21 protein-coding genes and 1 pseudogene are annotated in these 21,244 nt (G+C 73.3%); 13 read left to right on the forward strand and 9 right to left on the reverse strand.

What is annotated here, in order from left to right:
• Positions 1 to 65 precede the first annotated feature (65 nt).
• The 6 genes from G6R25_RS10140 (at position 66) to G6R25_RS10155 (ending at position 5,425) form a co-directional block, all read left to right on the forward strand.
• Positions 66 to 2,015, forward strand: a complete 1,950-nt coding sequence (locus G6R25_RS10140; RefSeq protein ID WP_163552778.1) for an APC family permease — start codon at positions 66 to 68, stop codon at positions 2,013 to 2,015.
• Positions 2,016 to 2,031: 16 nt separating this feature from the next.
• Entirely contained in the window at positions 2,032 to 2,691 is a 660-nt protein-coding gene (locus tag G6R25_RS10145; protein WP_163552779.1) for a TetR family transcriptional regulator, read from the forward strand.
• Between the two features lie 155 nt (positions 2,692 to 2,846).
• Positions 2,847 to 3,905 carry a helicase domain-containing protein gene (locus G6R25_RS31370; protein WP_235947955.1) on the forward strand — a complete coding sequence of 353 codons (1,059 nt, stop codon included), beginning with the start codon at positions 2,847 to 2,849 and terminating at the stop codon, positions 3,903 to 3,905.
• Positions 3,847 to 4,326, forward strand: coding sequence for a hypothetical protein (locus tag G6R25_RS31375; RefSeq protein WP_235947957.1), 480 nt, complete (start codon positions 3,847 to 3,849; stop codon positions 4,324 to 4,326). Before G6R25_RS31370 ends, G6R25_RS31375 begins: the two co-directional genes overlap by 59 nt.
• Before the next feature lie 393 nt (positions 4,327 to 4,719).
• Positions 4,720 to 4,974, forward strand: coding sequence for a hypothetical protein (locus G6R25_RS31380; protein WP_235947959.1), 255 nt, complete (start codon positions 4,720 to 4,722; stop codon positions 4,972 to 4,974).
• Between the two features lie 58 nt (positions 4,975 to 5,032).
• On the forward strand, positions 5,033 to 5,425 hold the full coding sequence (locus G6R25_RS10155) for a DUF2237 family protein (RefSeq protein ID WP_136448272.1): 393 nt from the start codon (positions 5,033 to 5,035) through the stop codon (positions 5,423 to 5,425).
• A gap of 75 nt (positions 5,426 to 5,500) precedes the next feature.
• Here G6R25_RS10155 and G6R25_RS10160 read toward each other — a convergent pair whose 3' ends face one another.
• The gene (locus G6R25_RS10160; RefSeq protein ID WP_163552780.1) at positions 5,501 to 6,436 is read right to left on the reverse strand and encodes a sulfotransferase family protein; all 936 of its coding nucleotides are present in this window, start codon (positions 6,434 to 6,436) and stop codon (positions 5,501 to 5,503) included.
• 187 nt (positions 6,437 to 6,623) lie between these two features.
• Here G6R25_RS10160 and G6R25_RS10165 point away from each other — a divergent pair, with 187 nt between their 5' ends.
• Positions 6,624 to 7,550, forward strand: coding sequence for a glycoside hydrolase family protein (locus G6R25_RS10165; RefSeq protein WP_163552781.1), 927 nt, complete (start codon positions 6,624 to 6,626; stop codon positions 7,548 to 7,550).
• 98 nt (positions 7,551 to 7,648) lie between these two features.
• Here G6R25_RS10165 and G6R25_RS10170 read toward each other — a convergent pair whose 3' ends face one another.
• Together G6R25_RS10170 and G6R25_RS10175 are read right to left on the reverse strand one after the other, a co-directional pair.
• Complete coding sequence (locus G6R25_RS10170; RefSeq protein ID WP_163552782.1) at positions 7,649 to 8,866, reverse strand: ABC transporter substrate-binding protein; 1,218 nt, start codon at positions 8,864 to 8,866, stop codon at positions 7,649 to 7,651.
• Positions 8,867 to 9,293: 427 nt separating this feature from the next.
• Positions 9,294 to 10,058: a crotonase/enoyl-CoA hydratase family protein gene (locus G6R25_RS10175; RefSeq protein ID WP_163552783.1), complete on the reverse strand. Its 765-nt coding sequence runs from the start codon at positions 10,056 to 10,058 to the stop codon at positions 9,294 to 9,296.
• A gap of 462 nt (positions 10,059 to 10,520) precedes the next feature.
• Between G6R25_RS10175 and G6R25_RS10180 the strand changes: the two genes are divergently transcribed.
• The 3 genes from G6R25_RS10180 (at position 10,521) to G6R25_RS10190 (ending at position 14,212) form a co-directional block, all read left to right on the forward strand.
• A complete protein-coding gene (locus G6R25_RS10180) occupies positions 10,521 to 11,615 on the forward strand; it encodes an XdhC family protein (protein ID WP_235947960.1) in 1,095 nt (364 codons plus the stop codon).
• Between the two features lie 211 nt (positions 11,616 to 11,826).
• Positions 11,827 to 13,524, forward strand: coding sequence for an MFS transporter (locus tag G6R25_RS10185; RefSeq protein ID WP_235947961.1), 1,698 nt, complete (start codon positions 11,827 to 11,829; stop codon positions 13,522 to 13,524).
• A gap of 73 nt (positions 13,525 to 13,597) precedes the next feature.
• Positions 13,598 to 14,212: a TetR/AcrR family transcriptional regulator gene (locus G6R25_RS10190; RefSeq protein WP_235947963.1), complete on the forward strand. Its 615-nt coding sequence runs from the start codon at positions 13,598 to 13,600 to the stop codon at positions 14,210 to 14,212.
• Between the two features lie 239 nt (positions 14,213 to 14,451).
• Here the strand turns inward: G6R25_RS10190 and G6R25_RS10195 are convergent, their stop codons facing one another.
• The 4 genes from G6R25_RS10195 to G6R25_RS10210 form a co-directional block, all read right to left on the reverse strand.
• Positions 14,452 to 15,360 carry an SDR family oxidoreductase gene (locus tag G6R25_RS10195; protein ID WP_163552784.1) on the reverse strand — a complete coding sequence of 303 codons (909 nt, stop codon included), beginning with the start codon at positions 15,358 to 15,360 and terminating at the stop codon, positions 14,452 to 14,454.
• A 5-nt stretch (positions 15,361 to 15,365) separates the two neighbouring features.
• Entirely contained in the window at positions 15,366 to 16,334 is a 969-nt protein-coding gene (locus G6R25_RS10200; RefSeq protein WP_163552785.1) for an LLM class F420-dependent oxidoreductase, read from the reverse strand.
• The gene (locus tag G6R25_RS10205) at positions 16,331 to 16,969 is read right to left on the reverse strand and encodes a pyridoxamine 5'-phosphate oxidase family protein (protein WP_163552786.1); all 639 of its coding nucleotides are present in this window, start codon (positions 16,967 to 16,969) and stop codon (positions 16,331 to 16,333) included. The genes G6R25_RS10200 and G6R25_RS10205 overlap by 4 nt, the downstream gene beginning before the upstream one ends.
• Positions 16,970 to 17,046: 77 nt before the next feature.
• Positions 17,047 to 18,174 carry a lipase family protein gene (locus tag G6R25_RS10210; RefSeq protein WP_205447018.1) on the reverse strand — a complete coding sequence of 376 codons (1,128 nt, stop codon included), beginning with the start codon at positions 18,172 to 18,174 and terminating at the stop codon, positions 17,047 to 17,049.
• A 98-nt stretch (positions 18,175 to 18,272) separates the two neighbouring features.
• Here G6R25_RS10210 and G6R25_RS29600 point away from each other — a divergent pair.
• From G6R25_RS29600 to G6R25_RS26685, 3 genes and pseudogenes are all read left to right on the forward strand, one after another.
• Positions 18,273 to 18,752: pseudogene (locus G6R25_RS29600) on the forward strand (amidohydrolase family protein); the annotation flags it as partial.
• Positions 18,753 to 18,858: 106 nt separating this feature from the next.
• Positions 18,859 to 19,776 (forward strand): amidohydrolase family protein, encoded by a 918-nt coding sequence (locus tag G6R25_RS26680; RefSeq protein WP_235947967.1) that lies wholly within the window; start codon positions 18,859 to 18,861, stop codon positions 19,774 to 19,776.
• A 360-nt stretch (positions 19,777 to 20,136) separates the two neighbouring features.
• Positions 20,137 to 20,382, forward strand: coding sequence for a hypothetical protein (locus G6R25_RS26685; protein ID WP_235947969.1), 246 nt, complete (start codon positions 20,137 to 20,139; stop codon positions 20,380 to 20,382).
• A 111-nt stretch (positions 20,383 to 20,493) separates the two neighbouring features.
• Here the strand turns inward: G6R25_RS26685 and G6R25_RS25140 are convergent, their stop codons facing one another.
• Together G6R25_RS25140 and G6R25_RS10230 are read right to left on the reverse strand one after the other, a co-directional pair.
• A complete protein-coding gene (locus G6R25_RS25140) occupies positions 20,494 to 20,847 on the reverse strand; it encodes a DUF2752 domain-containing protein (protein WP_235947972.1) in 354 nt (117 codons plus the stop codon).
• Positions 20,848 to 21,001: 154 nt separating this feature from the next.
• On the reverse strand, positions 21,002 to 21,244 hold a 243-nt coding region (locus G6R25_RS10230), incomplete at its 5' end, for a TM2 domain-containing protein (RefSeq protein ID WP_163552789.1).

The raw sequence follows: 21,244 nt of genomic DNA on the forward strand, positions 1-21,244 counted from the left end.
GCGGGGGAGGGGCCACGGAGGAAGATGCTCGGCATAACCCCATCGGCTGGAAGGTGTGCCCCTTCGTGACCCTGACGACCGATCCGGCGCGGCGGCGGCCCGGCCCGCGGCGCCTGCGGGCGTGGCTGCTGGCCGGCACCGAGCAGGCCCAGCAACACGCCGGCCCGCACGCCCAGCCGGCCGAGGAGCACCTCCTGCACCCGTGGTGGCGGGTGATGTGCCTGACCGGCGTCGACTACTTCTCCACCCTCGGCTACCAGCCGGGTATCGCCGCACTCGCCGCCGGCGCGGTCAGCCCGATCGCGACGGCGGTGCTGGTGCTGGTGACCCTCGTCGGCGCGCTGCCCGTTTACCGGCAGGTCGCCCGCGACAGCCCGCACGGCGAGGGCTCCATCGCCATGCTGGAGAAGGAGCTGTCCTGGTGGAAGGGCAAGGTCCTCGTCCTGGTGCTGCTCGGGTTCGCCTGCACCGACTTCCTCATCACGATCACCCTGTCCGGCGCCGACGCCACCGCCCACATTCTGGAGAACCCCTACGCGCCGCACCTGCTGGAAGGCCACCAGGCCGCGGTCACCCTCGTGCTGCTCGCCCTGCTCGGCGGGGTGTTCCTGCGCGGCTTCACCGAGGCCGTCGGCATCGCCGTCGTGCTGGTGGCGATCTACCTGACTCTCAACGCGGTCGTCATCGTCGACGCACTGATCCAGATTGCGACCCATCCGCACCTGTTCAGCGACTGGCACGCGCTGCTCGTCAACGAACATCCCGGCCCACTCGCCCTCATCGGCTTCGCCCTGATCGTCTTCCCGAAGCTGGCGCTGGGGCTGTCCGGCTTCGAGACCGGCGTCGCGGTGATGCCGCTGGTCCGCGGCGACCCCGGCGACAGCGCGGCCAACCCGGCCGGCCGCATCCGCGGCGCCCGCGCGCTGCTGACCACCGCGGCGGCGATCATGGCGGTCTTCCTCATCACCAGCAGCCTGAGCACGACGCTGCTCATCCCGGAGAAGGAGTTCGAACCCGGCGGGCCGGCCAACGGGCGCGCCCTGGCCTACCTGGCCCACGAACAGCTCGGCACCGTCTACGACGTCAGCACCATCGCAATCCTGTGGTTCGCCGGTGCCTCGGCGATGGCCGGACTGCTCAACCTGGTCCCCCGCTACCTGCCCCGCTACGGCATGGCACCGACGTGGGCGCGCGCCGTGCGACCGCTGGTCATCGTGTTCACCCTCATCGGATTCGTCGTCACGATCGTGTTCCGGGCGAGCGTCGACAAGCAGAGCGGCGCCTACGCCACCGGCGTACTCGTCCTGATCACCTCGGCGGCGCTCGCGGTGACGCTGTCCACGCTGCGCCGCGGCCGGCGCCGGCTGGCGGTCGCCTTCGGCGCCATCGCGGTCGTGTTCGCCTACACGACCATCGCGAACATCATCGAACGGCCCGACGGGCTCATCATCGGCTCGATCGTCATCATCGCGATCATCGCGGTGTCGTTCTCCTCCCGGGTGGCACGCTCGTTCGAACTGCGCGTCACCGGGGTGCGCCTGGACCCGCTCGCCGAGCGGTGGGTGCGCGAGTCCGCCGAGGCCGGCGCGCTGCACCTGGTCGCCAACGAGCTCGACGTCGGCGACGCCGCCGAATACGTCGACAAGGTGCGTAAGGCCCGCCAGGAGCTGTTCGTGCCCGAAGAGGTTCCGCTGCTGTTCCTGGAGGTCAACGTCCCGGACTCCTCCGAGTTCGAAGGCGAGCTCGACGTCTGCGGCGAGGATCGCCACGGCTACCGGATCCTGAGCCTGACCAGCACCTCGGTGCCCAACGCGATCGCCGCGCTGCTGCTGCACCTGCGCGACACCACGGGCGTGCGACCGAACGTGTACTTCGAGTGGAGCGAGGGCAACCCGATCGTGAACTTCCTGCGGTTCCTGTTCTTCGGCGCCGGCGAGGTCGCCACCGTCACCCGCGAGGTACTGCGCGAAGCCGAACCCGACCCGGACCACCGCCCCTTCGTCCACGTCGCCTGAACCCCGGGACACCCGGATGCCGGGCCCGGGCGAACCCACCGGGCTGCACGCGGGCGAGCCGACCGGGCTGCGTGCGCTCCGCCGGCAGCGCACCCATGACGCGCTGTCCGCCGCGGCGATCACCCTGTTCCTCGAACGCGGCTTCGACGCCGTCTCCGTCGCCGAGATCGCCGCGGCGGCCGCGGTGTCCAAGCCGACCCTGTTCGCCTACTTCCCCACCAAGGAAGACCTCGTCCTGCACCGCATCCTCGACCATCGCGGCGAGGCCGCCCGCGTGGTGCGCGCCCGGACGCCCGGGGTGGCGCCGCTGGCCGCCCACCTGCTCGCCGGCCTCGACTGCCGCGAACCCGTCACCGGCCTCAACGACGACCCCGAGGTGCTCGCCTACCACGCCATGGTGTTCGCCACCCCGAGCCTGCTCGGCCGGCTCGCCCAGCACGCCGCCGGGGACGAACACGCCCTCGCCGAGGCCCTCGCCGAGGCCGCACCGCAGGCCGGTGAGCTCACCGCACGCCTCGCCGCCGCCCAGATCATCGTCGTGCAGCGCGTCCTGGCCCGGGAGAACTGGGCGCGGCTGCGCGCCGGCGAGGGTGCCGCCGCGCGCCATCCGACCGCGGTCGAGGCAACCCGGCAGGCCTTCGCCGCGCTGCGCCGCGCCCTGCCCGACTACTCCTAGTGCAGCCGCTCCTTGGCTCTTTTCCGGCGTTCGGTGCCGGGGCGTGATGCCCGGCGCCGAAGCCGCCCCCCCCGCCCCCGCGAGGTCGGTCGGGGTGTCACCCGGGTGCGCGAGCCGGTTGGATAATCTTTACCGGGTTAAGGAAGGGGTGCGCGGTGGAGGCTGGACGCCGGGATGCCGAGGTCGAGCTTGAGGCCGAGCGGGACTACCTGCTGCGCGGCCGTCGGGCGCTCGCCGGTATGCGGGCCGAGGCCGAATGCACGCAGGGCGCCGGCGGGGATCCGTTCGCCGACAAGGTGACCAACGAGTACCTGCGGGTCGCCCGCCTTCGGCGGATCGTCGCCCTCGCCGAGGGCGACGGGACGGCCCCGCTGTTCTTCGCCCGCCTCGACTACGCCCCCCCGGCCGACACTCCCACTGGCCTCGACGCCGTGCCCGCCCCCGCCGCGGCTGGTGTGGAGGGGCGGCGATTCTATCTCGGGCGCCGGCACGTGCGCGAGGCAGCCGGCGACGACCCGCTGGTCGTCGACTGGCGGGCCGACATCGCCCGGCCGTTCTACCGGGCCCACCGCGGCGACCCGATGGGGGTGCTGCGCCGGCGGCGATTCGGCCACGACGGCGCCGAGCTGACCGCCTTCGAGGACGAGCTCCTCACCCGCCCCGCCGGCGACGCCACCCCTGACGGCGACGCGGTGGTGCCGTCCGGGGGGCTGCTCGAACGGGAGATCGAACGGCCGCGGTCCGGGCCGATGCGCGACATCGTCGCCACGATCCAGCCAGAGCAGGACGAGATCGTCCGGGCCGAGCTGTCGGTGAGCCTGTGCGTGCAGAGGGCGCCCGGGAGCGGCAAGACGGCAGTCGGCCTGCACCGGGCCGCCTACCTGCTGTTCGCCCACCGGGAGCGGCTCGCGCGGGCCGGGGTGCTCGTCGTCGGGCCGGACCGGGCCTTCCTCGGCTACATCGCCGCCGTCCTGCCGGCGCTGGGCGCGTTCACCGTCCGCCACAGCACGCTGGCCGACCTCGTCGACGACATCACCGTCGGGGGAGCGGACACCGTCGAGGCGGCCACGCTCAAGGGCGACGCCAGGATGGCGACGGTGCTGCGCCGCGCCCTGCACGACGGGCTGCGCCCCCCCGACCGGGCCGGTGGCCGTCGTGACCAGGGCCGGCCGGTGGACCGTCGGGGAGGAGGAGTTCGCCGGCCTGTTCGCTGACGCCGCCGCCGGCCTGGCCGCCAGGACCTTCCGCTACGCCATCGGACGCGAGCGGCTCGCCGGGCGGCTCGCGAACGCCGTCCGCGTGCGGGCCGAAGCAGGCGGGCACTTCCCCACCGACGGCGCGGTCCGCACCCTCGCCCGCAGCCGGGCGGTCCGCGACGCCGTCGAGGCGGCCTGGCCGAAGGCGGACGCGGCCGGCCTGGTCCGCCGCCTGCTCACCGCGCGGCGCTGCTCGCCTGCGCCGCCGACGGCGTCCTCGACGCCGACGAGCAGCGGCTGCTGCTGGCCGCGGCACCGCCCGGCGGGGCCCGCACGGCCCGCTGGTCGCCCGCCGACGTGTTCTGCATCGACGAGGCGCAGGACCTCTCCCCGCTGCAGTGCCGGGCGCTGGCGCGCCGCTGCGCCGACGGCTCCCTGACCGTCCTCGGCGATCTCGCCCAGGGCACCACCCCGTGGGCGGCCACCTCCTGGTCGGCGCAGCTGACCCACCTCGGCCGGCCCGACGCCCACCTGGAGGTGCTCACCCGCGGCTACCGGGTACCCGCGGAGATCCTCGGCTTCGCCGGCCGCCTGCTGACCCACATCGCCGCCGAACTGACCGCGCCCACCTCGGCCCGCACCGCCCGCGGCGCACTGACGCTCCTACCCACCCCGGACGTGGCCGCCACCGTCACCGCCCCGGGCCCGCAGCGGCTCGTTCGCGGTCGTCGCCGCCGACGCCGACATCGCCACCCTCGCCGCCGCCCTGCGCGCCGCGGACCTGGCCGTCGACGAGCTGCGCGCCGACAGCACGCCGTCGCGGGCCTGCCTCGTGCCCGCCTCGCTGGCCAAGGGCCTGGAGTTCGATCAGGTGATCGCCGTGGAGCCGGCGGCGATCGTCGCGGGCGAACCGCATCCCCTCCTGGGCCTGCGCCGCCTGTACGTGGTGCTCACCCGGGCCGTCAGCGAGCTGACCGTCGTCCACGCCGAGCCGCTTCCCGCCGCCCTGCGCAGCCCCGTCCCGGCCGCGTTCGACCCGCCGCCGGGGCCGATCGCCGCCGACGTGCCGATCATCACCGGGACCTGACCGGCCCGATCTGGCCAGACCTCGTGTGACCATCGCCCCGGTGGGAGAAAATGGGCGGGTGGCAGTGGAGCGCAACGTTCTCGGTGGCGAGCTCGAACCGTGCGGCACCGATCCGGTGACCGGGTTCTACCGCGACGGGTGCTGCAGCACCGGTCCGGAGGATCTTGGCAGCCACACCGTCTGCGCGGTGGTGACCGCCGATTTCCTGCGTCACCAACGGCAGGTCGGCAACGATCTGTCGACGCCCCGGCCGGAGTACTCCTTCCCCGGGCTGCGTCCGGGCGACCGCTGGTGCGTCGTCGCCGTCCGCTGGCTGCAGTCCTACGACGCCGGATTCGCCGCGCCGGTCGTGCTCGCCTGCACCCACGAGCGCGCGTTGGAGGTCATCTCGCTGGAGGCGCTGCGCGCGCACGCCGTCGACGTCCCCGCGGACCCGCGCTCCCTGGGCTGACCTCCGCCCGCCCGCCCGCCCGCCCGGCCGCGCCCGCCGGGCGACCGTCGGCGGCGCGGGCCGCCGCGGGCGGGGTCAGTCGATCGCCTCGGGTTCGAGGCCGACGGTGAGCCAGTCGCGGTAGGACAGGCCGGTGATCTCCTCCAGCCGGGCGATGTCGTCGACGAAGTACGGCAGCACCGCCCGGCGCTGCTCCGGCGTCAGCTTCGGCCGGCCGCCCTTCTGGCGTTGCAGCGCCGAGAGCAGCGGGCCGCGCACCGCGTGGCGCACCGGCACGGGGAAGTGGTGGCCGAGGCGACCCCCGGTCCGCAGCACCGCCCGCAGCGCCGCGTTCGTCGGGGTGTCGGCGACGAACGGGGTGACGTTCTCCGAGGGCACCAGGTCGACGAGCCCGGTGGAGACGCCGAGGAACTCGCAGACGCGGTCCAGCGTGGCGGCGGGGGAGTCGCGCAGGTCCCGGTAGCGCAGCAGCAGCACCTGGTCGCGGGAGAACAGGCCGAACAGGTGGGCGAGCTGCTCGCCGTAGCGGCCGAGGGAGACATAGTGCCAGAACTGCGCCCAGCCGGCGTCGCGGCGCTGGGCCTCCAGCGCGCAGGCGCGGACGAAGTCACGTTCGCTTTCCAGCCCGGCCGCCCACAGATGCGTCCAGTTGGAATGCGCCCGGTCGACCGGGTTACGCAGCAGCACGACGATCCGCACCTTCGGTAGCAGCCGCCTGATCCGGTTCTGCGCGTCGAAGTCGTAGAGGTAGAACGGGGTCGCCTCGCCGGTGAGCGTCCCCGCGGGCGCCGGGGCGAACAGCGCCTCGTAGTCCCGGCGGCGCCACACGTGCTCCTGGTAGGTCTGGGCGTCGCCGGGGCCGCCGCGGGCCGGCGGCGGGCCCTCGGAGAGGAAGAACTTCGGCTCCTTGACCTGCGGCAGGAACAACGCCGGATGCCGCGACAGCGCGGCGTGCAACGCGGTCGTGCCGGCCTTGGGCACGCCGAGGACGAGGAAGTCGGGAAGGGCCATCTGCGGTCGCTCCTGACGGACAGGGATCGGCGTCGACCGATCCGGGCACCCGGCGGCGCCGGCCGGGGGCCACGTGCCTGCATAGCCAAGTAACCCGACCGGTGAAATCAGGATGCTAGCCGGGCAACGGCCCTGCTGAGGCCTGCTTGCCGGGCTGCCCTGCGCACCGAAACGGTAGGGTTGCGCCGTGGCAATCAGCCAGCAGCACACGGCGTCCGAGACCATCCCCCTGCCCGGCCGGCAGCCCGCGACGACCGTGGCGCCAGCCCCGGGGCGGGGTCGGGGTTTCTGGGCCGGCGCGCCCTGTGCGGTGCTGGCCGACGGCGTGTTCTACCTGGCCTACCGGCTGCGCCGCCCGATCGGCAGCGGCCGCGGCTACAGGCTGGTGATCGCCCGCTCCACCGACGGGGAGGCGTTCACCGAGATCGCCGAGGTCCCGCGTGACCCGTTCGGCGCGGAGAGCCTGGAGCGGCCCGCGCTGGTGGTGACCCCGCAGGGTTCGTGGCGGCTCTACGTCAGCTGCGCGACCCCGGGCAGCCCGCACTGGTGGGTGGACCTGCTGGAGGCCGATTCCCCGGCCGCCTTCGACCTGCGACACCGGCGCACCGTGCTGCCCGGCGACCCGGCCGCCCTCGCCGTGAAGGACCCGGTCGTCGCCCTGCTCGACGGCCAGTGGCAGCTCTGGGCGTCCTGCCATCCCCTCGACGACCCGCTGGCCACCGACCGGATGGACAGCCGGCACGCCACCAGCCCCGACGGCGTGCACTGGACCTGGACCGGGACGGCGCTTGCCCCCCGCCCGGGCCACTGGGACGCCCGCGGCGTGCGGATCAGCGCCGTGCTCACCGGCGGCACCCAGCCGGTGGCCTACTACGACGGGCGGGCGAGCGCCGCGCAGAACTGGGCCGAGCGCACCGGCCTCGCCGTCGGCGTCACCCCCGACCGTTTCCACGCCGTCGGCACCGAGCCGGTCGCGGTCTCCTCGGACGGCGACGGCGCGTTGCGCTACGTCAGCGTCGTGCCCCTGCCGGACGGCGCCCACCGGCTGTACTACGAGGCCGCCCTGCCCGACGGCAGCCACGAGCTGCGTACGGAGCTGCACCCGGCGTTCTGAGCTGCACCCGGCGATCTGGTGCCTCCGGCGTTCTGAGCCGCCGCGGCCGTGCCGCACCCCCGGGGTCGGACGCGTCGTCGCCCGGCCCCGGGAGTGCGTCAGGAGGTGATCTCCTTGCCGCAGAGCTGCTCCTTGGCGACCTCGAACGCGGTACCGGCGTTGTTGACCTGCACGAAGGCGTAGCAGGTGGTCTGGCGGCCCAGACCGTGGGCGATGTCGATGGGCTGGATGAGACCCTCGGCGTCGTAGTTCGTCACCGAACGCAGACCGTCGATGAAGCCCTGCCGGGTCGGGCAGTCCCCGGCCTCCTCCAGCCCGCGGATGAACATGTCCGCATCGATGAACAACTGCAGCGGGATGTCCTGCTGCGGTTGGTCGATCTGCGGCGCGTAGTGGTTCATCGCGTCGACGTACGCGGTGATCGCCGGCCCGCCGGACTCGAACGGGCGGTAGAACAGCGGCACCGTCACCCCTGCCATGCCGGCTCCGTACCGCTTGAGCAGCGCGGCGTCGTACCCGTTGACCGCCATGACGACCTTGGGCGCGTGTCCGGAGGAGCGAAGCTGGGCGAGGACCTGGACGAGGGTGTCGGTGTCGGTGATGGCCAGTAGCGTGTCGGCGCCGCTGGCGGCGATGCGCTGGGCGACTGCCGTCGGGCTGTCCGCGCCGGGTGTGTAGCCGACGGTCCCGCCGTCGCTGAGGCCGGCCGCCGTCATACTCTGGACGATCTTGGTGCCCACGTCGGAGACGCCGCCGGACAGGGCGGTCTGCAGCAGCACCGACCGGCTGCCCCCGCGGGACTTCACGAACATGCCGTAGGTGTCCACCGCGGCACCGGTGGTGTACGAGAACGAGAACATGTTGCGGTACTTCGACCAGACTCCCTCGGCGGCCAGGCCCGTGACCGGGACGCCCTGGTCGTTGAGGTACTGGGCGCTGCCGCCGGCCGCGATCGTGGACTCGATGAGGCCGAAGACCTTCTGGTGCTCAACGAGGTCGCGGGCGGCGATCGCGTTCGCCTCCGGCGTGCCCTGGTCGTCCCGCCACTCGTACACGATCTTCCGGCCGTTGACGCCACCCTTGGCGTTGATCTCGCCGAGCCGGGCGTCGATGCCGGCGCGGGCCGCCTGCAGCGGCGCGGACACCGCGCCGGTGTCCGGGTACACGAGGCCGATGCGGATCTCGTTCTTGGTCACCCCGGGTGCGTTGCAGTCGCCCGCGGCCCCCGCCGCGCCGCTGGTGCAGCCGGCGGCGGCTGCGGCCAGGGTGAGCACGGCGGCGGTCGCGAGTCGTAAGTGGGTGTGGCGGCGGTGCATAAGCGGCGAACCCCTCGGTGGCAGGCAACGGACGATCGGCGAGGACGGGCGACGATCAGCGAACGGCGCACGATGGGCTCCGATCTCGTCGCCAGCGGGCGGGTCTGATCGGATTCACACGTGTGATGCTCACTGCTTGTGACAACAGGCACATACCCGAGGGGCGGACATTACCGTAAAATACTAGTAGGTGGGCGCGATACTGAGCACACTTTTGTGGCGTTATGTCTGGTTGGCATGAGGTTGTGTCAGCAACTGCACGTGCCGGTCCGGCAGGCTTGTGCCCCCTCACCTGCACGCACGCTCATCACGGCCGTGGCGGCCCTGGGCCGCCTGCGGCCGCGTCTACGCGCGCAGCAGCCGCAGGCGGGGAGAAGCCCCAGCCCGCGGCCGCCGCGTGGGCGTCAGTTCCCTCGCCGGGCGAAGGTCACTTGCCGCGCCAGACTGGCGCCCGCTTCTCGGCGAACGCCAACGCGCCCTCCTTGGCGTCCGCGGAGGCGAACACCGGATTCATGATCTCCGCCTGGCGGTCGAACGCCTCGTCCGCGGGCCAGGAGGACGCCGACGCGAGGATCTCCTTGGTCGCGGCGACGGCCAGCGGCCCGTTCGCCGCGATCCGGGCGGCGAGCGCCCGGGCGCCGGCGAGCGCCTCGCCGGCCGGGGTCAGCACGTTGACCAGGCCGTAGCGGTGGGCGTCGACGGCGGAGAGCTGGTCGCCGGTCAGCGCCAGCTCCATGGCGACCTGGTAGGGGATGCGCTTGGGCAGGCGCAGCAGGCCGCCGGCGCCGGCGACGAGGCTCCGCTTGACCTCCGGGATGCCGAAGGCGGCGTTCTCGGCGGCGACGACCAGGTCGCAGGACAGCACGACCTCGCACCCACCGGCCAGGGCGAAGCCCTCGACCGCGGCGATGATCGGCTTACGCGGCGGCGTCAGCGTGATGCCGGCCAGGCCCCGGCCCTCGACGACGACGTTCTCGCCGCGCAGGAACGCCTTGAGGTCCATCCCCGAGCAGAACGTGCCGCCGGCGCCCGTGATGATCGCCACGGTCAGGTCCTTGCGGGACTCGAACTCGTCGAGGGCGGCGGCGACCCCCTCGGACACGGCGCGGTTCACGGCGTTACGCGCCTGCGGGCGGTTGATCGTGATGACGGTGACCCCGTCGGCGTGTTCGACCAGAACTTCGTCGGACATACGTGCTCCCTCGTTGACGGACAGTAAGCCACGTGCGCCCGCGTCGCCGCATTCGGGTGATTTCGCCGCGGACGTGGCTGTTTCGCGCAATACCCGGTGGCCGAACGCTACCGCTGTCGCGCCACGCAGGAGAGTTCTCGCCCCGGGGCGGGGCTGGTCGCGGTGCGTTGTGCACGGTCTGAGGGCGGCGGATCGTGCACAACGCACCGCAATCCTTCCTGCGCACCGCAATCGGCCGTTACCGGTGTATGCCCGTGGTCTGAGGTTCGACGGCGGGGGAGGTACGGCAAAGTAACCATGACTCAACTGGCGTGGCCGGGTGGCCGGGTCTCGGGCGGCGAAGGGGGGTGACGCCGGTGCGCGAGATCGCCGAGGTGCTGCGGCGCTGGCGAGCTGAGGGCGCCGCGTTCGCGGTCGCGACCGTCGCCGAGGTGCGGGGCAGCGCGCCAGCCCGGCGCCGCCATGGCCGTCGCCGCGGACGGGGAGGTCGTCGGCAGCGTGTCCGGGGGCTGCGTCGAGGGCGCGGTCTACGAGGCCGCAGCCGAGGCGATCCGCACCGGCCGGCCCGCCGTGGAAAGCTACGGCATCTCCGACGACGACGCCTTCGCCGTCGGCCTGACCTGCGGCGGGATCATCGACGTGATCATCGTGCCGTATCCGGCGGGCGGCCTGGTCACGGCGGCCGGCCTGGTCACGGCTGGCGACGAGCGGCGCGCGGGCGTGACGCTCGACGCGGTCCTCGCCGCGCTGGTCGCCGACGAGGCGGTGGCGCTGCTGACCGTCGTCGGGGGAGACGGGCTGGGCGGGCAGGTGGCGGTGTGGCCCGACCGCACCGCGGGCTCGTCCGGGGTCGCCGGACTCGACGTCGCCGCGGTCGACGATGCCCGCGGGCTGCTCGCGGCCGGTCGCAGCGGGGTACGCCGCTACGGACCGCGGGGCCAGCGGCGGCCGGACGCGATCGGGGTGTTCGTCCAGTCGTTCGCGCCGCCCCCGCGGATGCTGGTCTTCGGCGCGATCGACTACGCCGCCGCGGTGGTGCGCATCGGCCGTTTCCTCGGCTACCGGGTGACGGTGTGCGACGCCCGACCGGTCTTCGCCACCTCCCGGCGCTTCCCCGACGCCGACGAGGTGATCTGCGAACGCCCGGTGGCCTACCTCGCCCGCGCCGCCGTCGACGCGAGCACGGTGATCTGCGTGCTCACCCACGATCCGAAGTTCGACATCCCGGTGCTGCGCGCCGCGCTGCGCTCCCCGGCGCACTACGTCGGCGCGATGGGGTCGCGGCGCACCCATGCCGACCGGCTGCGCCAGCTGCGTGACAGCGGCGCCACCGAGGACGATCTCGCCCGGCTGCACTCTCCGATCGGCCTCGACCTGGGGTCGCGCACGCCCGAGGAGACGGCCGTCTCGATTGCCGCGGAGATCATCCAAAGTCGCTGGGGTGGCAGCGGCCGCCCGTTGCGGGCCACCAGCGGTCGCATCCACGCCGAACCCGGCGAGCCGTCCGAGCCGTCCGAGCCGTCCGAGCGGGAGGAGCGGCGGGCCCAGGCCGGGTAGCCCCCGGGGGCCCCGGGGGCCACCGCTGTGCTCCGCCACACGGGGGGCATCGGGGCTCATCGGCGCGCGACGGGGGCCCGCGGCCACGACGAGGGATGGGGTCCGACCTGCGTGTTCACGTATCGCGATAGGTGGCGGCCCTCATCGGGGCAGTTGCGCGCATCGGTGAACTGCCGTTCACTATGCTGGTGAACGGCGGTTCACCAACGTGGTGGCCGTCTCCGTATCGATCTCCCGAGGAGTCACGTGGACGAGCCTGCTGTGCATCCGGTCGGCGCCGCGGCGGCGGGGGAGCCCCCCCGCGGCGGGCGGCGGGCGTTCCCGGGAACTCAGCGCCGTGCTGGGCGCCGGCGGGATCCTCACCGCGATCTCGCAGGTCTCGATCGTGCCGCTGCTGCCCGACCTGCCCCGGCTCACCGGCGCGTCGGCGTCGAACGTCAGCTGGCTGCTCACCGTCACCCTGCTCGTGGGCGCCGTGGTCACGCCGCTGTTCGGCCGGGCGGGCGATATCTTCGGCAAGCGCCGGATGCTGCTGATCGCGCTCGGGATGCTCACCACCGGGTCGATCCTGTGCGCGCTGACGTCGAACATCTGGCTGCTGATCCCCGCCCGTGGCCTGCAGGGCGCCTGCCTCGCGGTCGTGCCGCTGTCGATCAGCATCCTGCGCGACGAACTGCCACCCGAACGAGTGGGTTCGGCGGTAGCGTTGATGAGCGCCACCGTCGGGATCGGTGCGGCGCTCGGCGTCCCGTTCGCCTCCCTGATCATCGAATTCGCCGACTGGCACGTCATGTTCTGGGTCACCGGCGGGCTCGGACTGGCCGATCTGATCCTCGCCGCGCTGCTCGTGCGCGAATCGAAGGTCCGCACCCCCGCCCGCTTCGACATCCCCGGCGCGGTCGGGTTGGCCCTCGGCCTGCTGTGCCTGCTGCTCGCCCTGTCCAAGGTGGCCGACTGGGGCTTCACCAGCCCCCGCTTCGGCGTCCTGACCCTCGCGGCCGTGGTGATCCTCGCCGGCTGGACCCGCTGGCAGCTTCGCGTCGCCGAACCGCTGGTCGACCTGCGCCTGGCCCGCCGGCCCGCGGTGCTCGCCCCGAACGTCGCGGCGTTGCTGATCGGCTTCTCCTTCTACGCCAACTCGCTGTCCACCGCCCAGCTCGTCCAGGTCCCGACCGAGACCGGCTACGGCCTGGGCCTGTCGGTGTTCGCCAGCGGCCTGTGCCTGCTGCCCGGCGGCGTGGCGATGTTCGCCCTGTCACCGGTCGCGGCGCGCATCACCGCGTCCCGCGGCCCGCGGACCACCCTGCTGCTCGGCGCGTCCGCTGTTCATCAGCGAGAACCTGTCGATGATCGTGGTGGGGGCGGCGGTGGTCGTAGCTGGGACGGCGCTGGCCTACTCGGCCATGCCGATGCTGATCATGAATGCGGTTCCCCGCACCCAGACGGCCGCGGCCAACGGCCTCAACGTCCTGCTGCGCACGGTCGGGCAGGCGTTGTGCAGCGCCGCGGTCGCCGTGCTGCTCAGCCACCTCACGATGACGACCTTGGTGGGGGCGGTGCCGAGCCTCGGCGCCTTCCAGACCGCCTTCGCGATGGCCGGCGTGGTCGGGGCGCTCGCCCTCGGGGTGGGCTGTCTGGTGCCCGCCCGGGGCCGTGCCGACGTAGCCATGCCCAGGCAGGCCGATGGCCCGCCGCGGACCGACGACACCGTCCCCGCGGACGGCGTGCGAATGGTCGGGCGGGCGCCTCGGCCGCGGCGACACCGGGCTGCGCACCGGTCTCCCCCGCGCGGCAAGGACGGCAGGGTGACGACCACGGGGTGACGGCGGCACAGCGACGATGGTGTGGTGAAACTGTGATGCCCGGCGGACTCGACGGTGCCGGGATGGGTACGGTGCGGCGCCGGTGAGCGGTAGCGTGCAGGCTCGGACGTCCCGGCCGCGGACGTCCGTCGCATCCCGGTACGGGCGGAGGACCGGACCATGACAAGCCCCTCGACCGCCCCGATCGCCACCCCCCTGGTCGCCGGGGGGAGCGGGCGGGGCCGAGCGCGGGGGGACGCCGAGGTCAGCCGCGAGGCGATCATCGCCGCGGCCCGCCGGGCGTTCGCCCGCCAGCCCTACGCCGCCATCACGCTCAAGGCGATCGCGGCTGACGCCGGGGTGAGCGCTCCGCTGGTCCTGAAGTACTTCGGTAGCAAGGAACAGCTCTTCGCCCGGGTCTCCCGGTTCGGCGACGAGATCGACCGGCTGCTCGACGCGCCGCTGCCCGACCTCGGCCGCCACCTGCTGCACGCGCTGCTCGACGCGCACGAGCAGCGCCGTGACCCGCTCATCCGGGTCGCGTTCGCGCTGCAGCACGGTGAGCACGCCGCGCTGCTGCGCGACAATTTCCGCGATCAGGTCGTCGCCCGGCTGCGGTCCCGCCTCACCGGCCCGGACGCCGCCCTGCGGGCCGAGCTCGTCCTGGCCCACCTGCTCGGCCTCGGCGTCCTGCGCAAGATCGTGCACGCCGAGGCGATCAGCGTCGCCGAACGTGACCGGATCGTCGACCTGTGCGCGCCGGGCCTGCAACGCCTCCTCGACGGCACCCCCTGACGACTCCTTCGGCAAAGTGATCACATAGACGAGTGCGGCCGAACCTGGGTGGGGTCGGTTGCGGTGCGTTTTGTCCGGTCCGGGCCCGGCAATGGTGCACAACGCACCGCAATCCTTCCCGCGCACCGCGATCGGCCGTTACCGGGTGAGTCGTTCGCGGTGGACAGCCAGGGGCAGTACTCGCTCTTCCGTCACCAACAAGATAATCAACGCTGTTGACGACGCGGGGCCGCCAATGATCATCTCTGGGGGCGGGTGCCGGTGAGGTCGGCGTTCGGGGCGGCGACGCGGACCAGGCCGGGGATGACCTCGCCGAGCGCGCCCGGGTCCCAGACACCGTCGAGGTCGACGGCCGGGCCAGCGACCCAGCCCTCCAGCACGGTGATGCTGCCGCCGACAACCGCGAACACCCGCCCGGTCACCCCGGCCGACGCCTCGCTGCCCAGCCAGACCACCAGCGGCGCGATGTGCCCGGGGGTCATCCTCGCCGCCTGGGCTTCGGGCAGGTCGCCGGTGAGACTGTCGGTCATCCGGGTCAGCGCGAGCGGAGCGATCGCGTTCACGGTCACGCCGTAGCGGGCAAGCTTCAGTGCGGCGGTGATGGTGAACCCGGCGATGGCGGTCTTGGCGGCGCCGTAGTTCGTCTGGCCGATGTTGCCGAACAGCCCCGACGGCGAACTGGTGTTGACGACGCGCCCGGCCCGTCCGTGCCCGGCGGAGTGCTCGTTGCGCCAGTAGACGCCGGCATGGTGGGTCGGGGCGAAGGTGCCCTTGAGGTGCACCTGCACGACGGTGTCCCACTCCGTCTCGGTCATGTTGACCAGGGTGCGGTCGCGCAGGATCCCGGCGTTGTTCACCAGGACGTCGAGCCCCCCGAACGTCTCGACCGCCTGGGCGACGAGGCGCCCGGCCCCGGCGAAGTCGGCGACGTCGTCGGTGTTCGCCACCGCCTGCCCGCCGGCCGCGCGGATCTCCTCGACGACGGCGGCCGCGGGCCCGTCGTCGCGACCATGACCGGTTCGGTCGCAGCCGAGATCGTTGACGACCACCCGGGCGCCCTCGGCGGCGAACGCCAGCGCATGCGCCCGCCCGATCCCGTTGCCGCCCCCCGTGACGATCACCACCCGGCCCGCGCACAGACCCGACACGGGCTCTACACCGGGTCCGCGACGTGGGCGACGTGGGCGACGTGGGCGACGTGGGCGACGTGGGCGACGATCTCCTCACCGAACCGGCGCACGGTGTCCTGCGCCGCGGCCGGGTCGTCGCCGCAGACCGCGATCACCATCCAGTCCGCGCCGAGCTTGGCGTACGTCGCGACGTCGTCGAGCATCGCCGAAGGGTCCCAGCCCAGCCGGGTGTCGAGCTGCGGCCACATGCCGGTGGCCACCACGTCGACGTCATCGTGCGGGCGCCCCGCCGCGTCCAGACGGGCACGGACGTCGTCGACGACCCGGGTGAAACCGTCGACGCCGGGCACGGCTGCCGTGCGGATCGTGCGGGCCAGCGAGTCGTTGGTAAGCAGGGTGACGACGCCCTGCCCGTAGCGCACGGCTCGCTCCCGCCCCCACGCGCTGTTGCCGTGCAGCCACAGCGGCGGGTGCGGCTGCTGGACGACCCGCGGCTGGATGTTGGTGCCGCGGGTCTGCAGCAGCCGGCCGCTGTGGGTCAGCCGCGGCTGCTCCCAGCTCGCCCGCAGCACCTCCACCGTCTCGTCGAACGCGGCGAGGCGGCCGTCGAAGTCGACGCCGAGCGCGCCGAACTCCGAGCGAAGGTAGCCCGTGCCGAGGGTCAGCGTCAGGCGTCCACCGGAGAGCGCGTCGAGCGTCGCCACCTGATGCGCGGTCAGCAGCGGGCTGCGGTAAGGCGCCACCAGCGCCCAGGTGAACAGGCGGATGCGGTGTGTCACCGCCGCGCAGAAGGCCAGCGACACCAGCGGATCGGCGCTGCCCTCCCCGCCGGAGTCGACCCACCGCGCCGACGGCGCGGGATGGTCGCTGAACCCGAGCGCGGCGAAACCCGACTCCTCCGCCGCCCGCGCGAATCCCGTCACCGCGTCCGGGGTGAGGATCCGCGGCGACCAGGCAGGATCAGCCACGGCATGCTGGACGGCGAATCTCATCTGTTCTCCATACTCCAGGTCACAGCTGGGCCGGCCGCGGAATCGGGCCCGGGCGGCAGGGGCGGCAGGGGAAGGGGCAGCACCGGCAGACCGTCGATGCTTCTGCCGTTGTACTCCTTGCGTTCGCAGTAGGCGGCGAATTCCTCGTCGGTCCGGCGGCCGAAGTACTCCCGGTGCAGGCTGCGTTCCTCCCGGTACTCCATGAACGGCACGGCGTAGCCGCAGCTGTCGCTGATCCGCTCGGCCGACACGACGATGATCGACCGCAGCCCGGTGGGGTCGGCCGCCCGCGGGTCGAAGCAGGCGAGCAGCCCGGCGAAGCGCGGGTCGTCGCGGAACACCGGCTCGCCGCGCCCGTGCACCCGCACGATGGTCGGGGGCCCGCTGAACGCACACCACATCAGCGTGATCCGGCCGTTCTCGCGCAGGTGCGCGAGAGTCTCCGCGTGGCTGCCGCCGAAGTCCAGGTAGGCCAGGGTCCGCTCGTCGAGGACGGTGAGCGTCCCAGCGCGGCCCTTGGGGGAGAGGTTGACGCTGCCCTGCGCGGCCAGGGGCGCCGTCGCGACGAAGAAGACGACCTGTTCCTCGATGAAGCCACGCAGCCGGCCGTCGAGGCGTTCGTAGGTCTTTCCCATCAAAGCAGTATCGGTCGATCACCCGTCCGGCGCCCGCGCTTTCCCCCGCCCGCCGCGCCGCTTCGGGGACGCCCCGCTCAGCGGGGTGGTCGTGGCCGTCCGTCCGGACCGGCGCTGAGCTCGTCGTCGCCGAACTCGCAGACGTCGGCCGCGGCCAGCGCGTCGATGTAGTAGTGCGGAAAGTGGTCGCTGATCGTGTACGGAAACAGCCGGCCCAGTGGGCGGACCTGGCCGAGCGGGAAGGCGGCCAGCGCCCCGGCGAACCCGAGCGTGCTGAGCATCTGCCCCACCGGACGGCCGCTGGTGTCGGCCCACCCGCCGCCGTAGCGCCATTCCCGGCCGATGTGCCGGTACCGTCCGACGGTGGCCGGCGGCAGGTGGGGGACCGGGTCCTGGCGGTAGACGAAGCGCGCGATCGGCGCCGGGTCGACCACCGCCGCGTAGGCCGCCGCGGCGCCGTCACCGCCCACCATCGGCTGGCCGAAGGTGTAGATCGCGCGCAGCGCCCGGCGCAGCTCGTCGTACACCGGATTGGTCATGATCCGCAGTCCGAGGATGACCGCCATCGCCCCGCCGAGGCTGTGTCCGGTCAGGTACAGCGCCGGTGGCCGGGCGGCGTCGCCGTCGGTGTCGGTGTCGTAGATCGACCGTCCGGCCATCGCCCGTTGCAGGGTGCGCAGCACCTCGAACGCGGTGGCGCGGACGTTGCGGTGGAAGCCGGCGTGCAGGTCGTCGACGGCCGTGCCGGCCAACCGGATGCGGGTGCGTTCGCGGGAGTGGACGTCGAGGTCGGTGCCCCAGCTGATGATGTTCGATGGCTCGGTGCCGCGGTAGGCGACGAGGACGACCCGGGCGTCGGCGCTCTGCACGACGAACGCCGTCGAGCGGATCAGCATCGCGTCGACCTGCTCGCTGATGATCCGGCACCGGCAGCCCGGCAGGCCCAGCCGGGTCATCGCCGCGGACACCGCGTTGATCCCCTGTGGCAGCTCCGGGTCGAGCAGCGTCGAGGCCGTCTCGGCGTAGGCGTAGCCGGCGCAGGCCGCGAGGACGTGGCTGGTCGGGTCGTCCGGACGCAGATGGGTCTCGTCGAAGGCGACGAGATGGTCGACGAGGCCGCGGTACACCGGGAAGCGGTTATCGATCGTCGGCCGGTACGGGCGCAGGTCGTCGAGGTCGAGAACCTGCGCGTTGCTCACCTGCATCGCCCGGACGGTAGCCCACCGTGCCCGGTTATGTCCCGGCCGCCACGCGCCGATCTCGGCAGGTCCGGGCGTCCACGCCCGGGACTATGGTGGCGCGGATGGGGGGCGCTGAGCAGGCAGCGGGGCATCGGGCGTTACTCATCCGCCGGGCGGAGCTGACAGAACTGCCATGCCTGGGCAACGTGCGGCTCGCGGACGTGCGGCTCGCGAGCGGGCGGATCGTCGAGATCAGCGCCGACCCGCTGCGCCCGTGCCCGGGTGAGACCGTCATCAACGTCGACGGCGGCGCGCTGCTGCCCGGACTGCACAACCATCATGTCCACCTGCTGTCGCTGGCGGCGTCGGCGTCGTCGGTGCGGGTGGGGCCGCCGCAGATCGTCGACGTCGCCGGGCTGCGCGCGGCACCGGTCACGGAGCCGGCGCGGTGGGTGCGCGCGATTGGCTACCACCCGTCGGTGGCCGGTGACCTCGACCGGCATGCCCTCGACGCGCTGCTGCCCGACCGGCCGGTGCGGGTGCAGCACCGGGGCGGGGCACTGTGGGTGTTCAACTCGGCGGCACTGGGTCTGGCCGGCATCGACGGCTGCGACCTGCCGGGCGTCGAACGGGACGCCACCGCGGCGCCCACCGGGCGGCTGTGGCGGATGGACGGCTGGCTGCGCCGCCACGGCCGCGCTGCCCCCGGTGGCTATCGACCTCGCCGCCGTGGGCCGCATCGCCGCCGCGTCGGGGATCACCGGTTTCACCGACGCGACCCCGGGCCGCTCCGCCGAGCACCACCGGACCCTCGCCGCGGCCGCGGCCCGCGGCGAGCTGCCGCAGCGGCTGACCCTCATGCGCCCCGAACCGCAGCCCGCCCCCGCCGACACCCCCGCCGGGCAACGTTATGGGAAACAGGCCGGGGAACGGGAGGCCGGCGCCGGCGTCGTCGGCGGGCCGGTGAAGGTGATCCTCGGGCCGGTGAAGGTGATCCTCGACGACGACACGCTGCCCGACCTCGACGCCCTCGCCGCCCGGTTCACCGCGGCGCCCCGGGCCGGCCATCCGGTGGCCGTGCACTGCGTGACCCGCGTCCAGACGGTGCTGACGCTCGCCGCGCTCGACATCGCCGGCCCCCGCCGCGGCGATCGCCTCGAGCACGGCGCTGTCGTGCCACCCGAGCTGTACGGTCAGCTACACCGCACCGGGCTCGTCGTCGTCACCCAGCCCAACTTCATCGCCGAGCGGGGCGACCGCTACCTCGTCGACGTCACCGACGAGGATCCGGCCTCGCTGTACCCGGCGGCCTCCCTCGTGCGGGCCGGCATCGGACTCGCCGCCGGCACCGACGCGCCGTTCGGCCATCCCGACCCGTGGCGGGCCATCGCCGCCGCGGTGACGCGGCGCACCGCCGCAGGCATCGTCCTGGGAGCCGACGAACGCCTCGACGCCGCCTCGGCCCTGGCGCTGTTCCTCACCGACCCGGCGGACCTGACCCGCGTGCGCCTCGGCGCACGCGGCGATCTCTGCCTGCTGCACCGCCCCCTGCGGGCTGCCCTGCGTGATCCGTCCGCCGCCCAGGTCCGCCTGACGATCGTCGATGGCGTGCCGCTGGGCGGGTAGGGCCAGGCTCGCCGGTGAGAGATTGCTTGCACGGCGACCCAGAGCACAGTGGCGGCATGGACCCACGACGCGATCCGGAGCGGCTCAGCCTCGCCAGCTACCCGCTTAGTCACCCCGTCCAGGCGCGGTTCAGTGACCTGGACGGCAATGGCCACCTGAACAACGTCGCGCTGGCCTCCTTCTACGAGGACGCGCGCATCACCCTCGACTGGCGGATCTTCACCGACGGCAAGCCCGTGCCGTTCGAGAACTTCACCTTCGTCGCCGCCAACATCTCGATCCATTACCTGGCCGAGGCGCGCTATCCCGCGACGTACGTCGTCGGCTGCGGGGGTCGGTCGGATCGGCACCTCCTCGTTCGTGCACAGCGCGGGCCTGTTCCGCGACGGCGTCTGCTTCGGGCTCTGCGACAGCGTCCTGGTCCACCTCGTCGACGGCGTGCCGGCGCCCATCCCGCCCGCCCGCCGCGCGCAGATGGAGGCGCTGGCCTTCCCGGTGCGCGCGGGTGGCGCGCCGACCGAGGCCGACGCCGGGACCGTCGGGATCCCGGACCAGCCGGCGCAGGGCGGCTCCGGTCTGGTCGGCTCCGAGCCCGACCGCCGCTAGACGGTTGGATGCGCGCTCTCCCCTGCGCAGCCGGCACCGCCCCGCGCCCGCAGCTCCTCTCGCGCCGCTCCAAGATAATCCACGGTGTTGACGGCATCCCGCCAAGTGCGATCAACCGTGCGAGCCGGGGGTAAACAGCCATCCGGGCAGGTTGCGCACGACCATCCAGACCAGCGCGGCGGCGCCGAGCCCGTAGGCCAGCGGCGCGGGCAGGGGGGCGTACCGGTCGTCGCGTACCGCCCGGGCCTGGCGGGCCAGCAGGCCGACGAGCAGCGGAGCGCAGGCCAGCACGAACATGTTGTCGTGGCCGGCCGCCGCCCACCGTCCATGCAGCACGTCGTAGATGGCGCGTAGGGTCCCGCAGGCCGGGCAGTCCAGGCCGGTGACATGGCGCACGGGGCAGCCGGGCATCGCCGTCGACGGGTCGTGCGGATCGTGGCCGGCCAGGTAGGTCAGGCCGGCCACGGCCGCCGCGACGACGCCCCAGGCCGCGGCGCGGCGCCGACGCGAACTGGGCGGCGTCGGCGCGGGCGGTTGCGGCGCGGATGGTTGCGGTGCGGGCTGGTTCGAGGGCTGCGACCCGCATGGGACGCCGACGGATTCCGGGGACGGGGGTCGGTCAGTCACGCAGCGGCCGGCCGTACTGGTCGCGAACGTTGCCCACCAGTATCATCACGCCGTCGATCAGCGACCAGATGCCCAGCCCGCCGCAGGTGAACAGCTGCGCCAGCGCCATCCCGGTGTCGCCAAGGTACCAGCGGCCGGCGCCGAACGCGCCGAGCACGATCTGCAGTACTCCGGCGGTGAGCTTCTGCTTGTCCGAGTATGCCTCTCCGGTCAACGGGTGCCGTCCGAACGGAGC

The sequence above is a fragment of the Candidatus Frankia alpina genome (assembly GCF_902806485.1).
GTDB classification, from domain to species: Bacteria; Actinomycetota; Actinomycetes; order Frankiales; family Frankiaceae; genus Frankia; species Frankia alpina.

Bases quoted from the DNA above. Each gene is read 5' to 3' on its own strand.
- G6R25_RS10145 (WP_163552779.1), top strand. From the start codon at position 2,032: ATGCCGGGCCCGGGCGAACCCACCGGGCTGCACGCGGGCGAGCCGACC.
- G6R25_RS10160 (WP_163552780.1), bottom strand. From the start codon at position 6,436: ATGGCCCTTCCCGACTTCCTCGTCCTCGGCGTGCCCAAGGCCGGCACG.
- G6R25_RS10170 (WP_163552782.1), bottom strand. From the start codon at position 8,866: ATGCACCGCCGCCACACCCACTTACGACTCGCGACCGCCGCCGTGCTC.
- G6R25_RS10175 (WP_163552783.1), bottom strand. From the start codon at position 10,058: ATGTCCGACGAAGTTCTGGTCGAACACGCCGACGGGGTCACCGTCATC.
- G6R25_RS10180 (WP_235947960.1), top strand. From the start codon at position 10,521: ATGGCCGTCGCCGCGGACGGGGAGGTCGTCGGCAGCGTGTCCGGGGGC.
- G6R25_RS10190 (WP_235947963.1), top strand. From the start codon at position 13,598: ATGACAAGCCCCTCGACCGCCCCGATCGCCACCCCCCTGGTCGCCGGG.
- G6R25_RS10200 (WP_163552785.1), bottom strand. From the start codon at position 16,334: ATGAGATTCGCCGTCCAGCATGCCGTGGCTGATCCTGCCTGGTCGCCG.
- G6R25_RS10205 (WP_163552786.1), bottom strand. From the start codon at position 16,969: ATGGGAAAGACCTACGAACGCCTCGACGGCCGGCTGCGTGGCTTCATC.
- G6R25_RS10210 (WP_205447018.1), bottom strand. From the start codon at position 18,174: ATGCAGGTGAGCAACGCGCAGGTTCTCGACCTCGACGACCTGCGCCCG.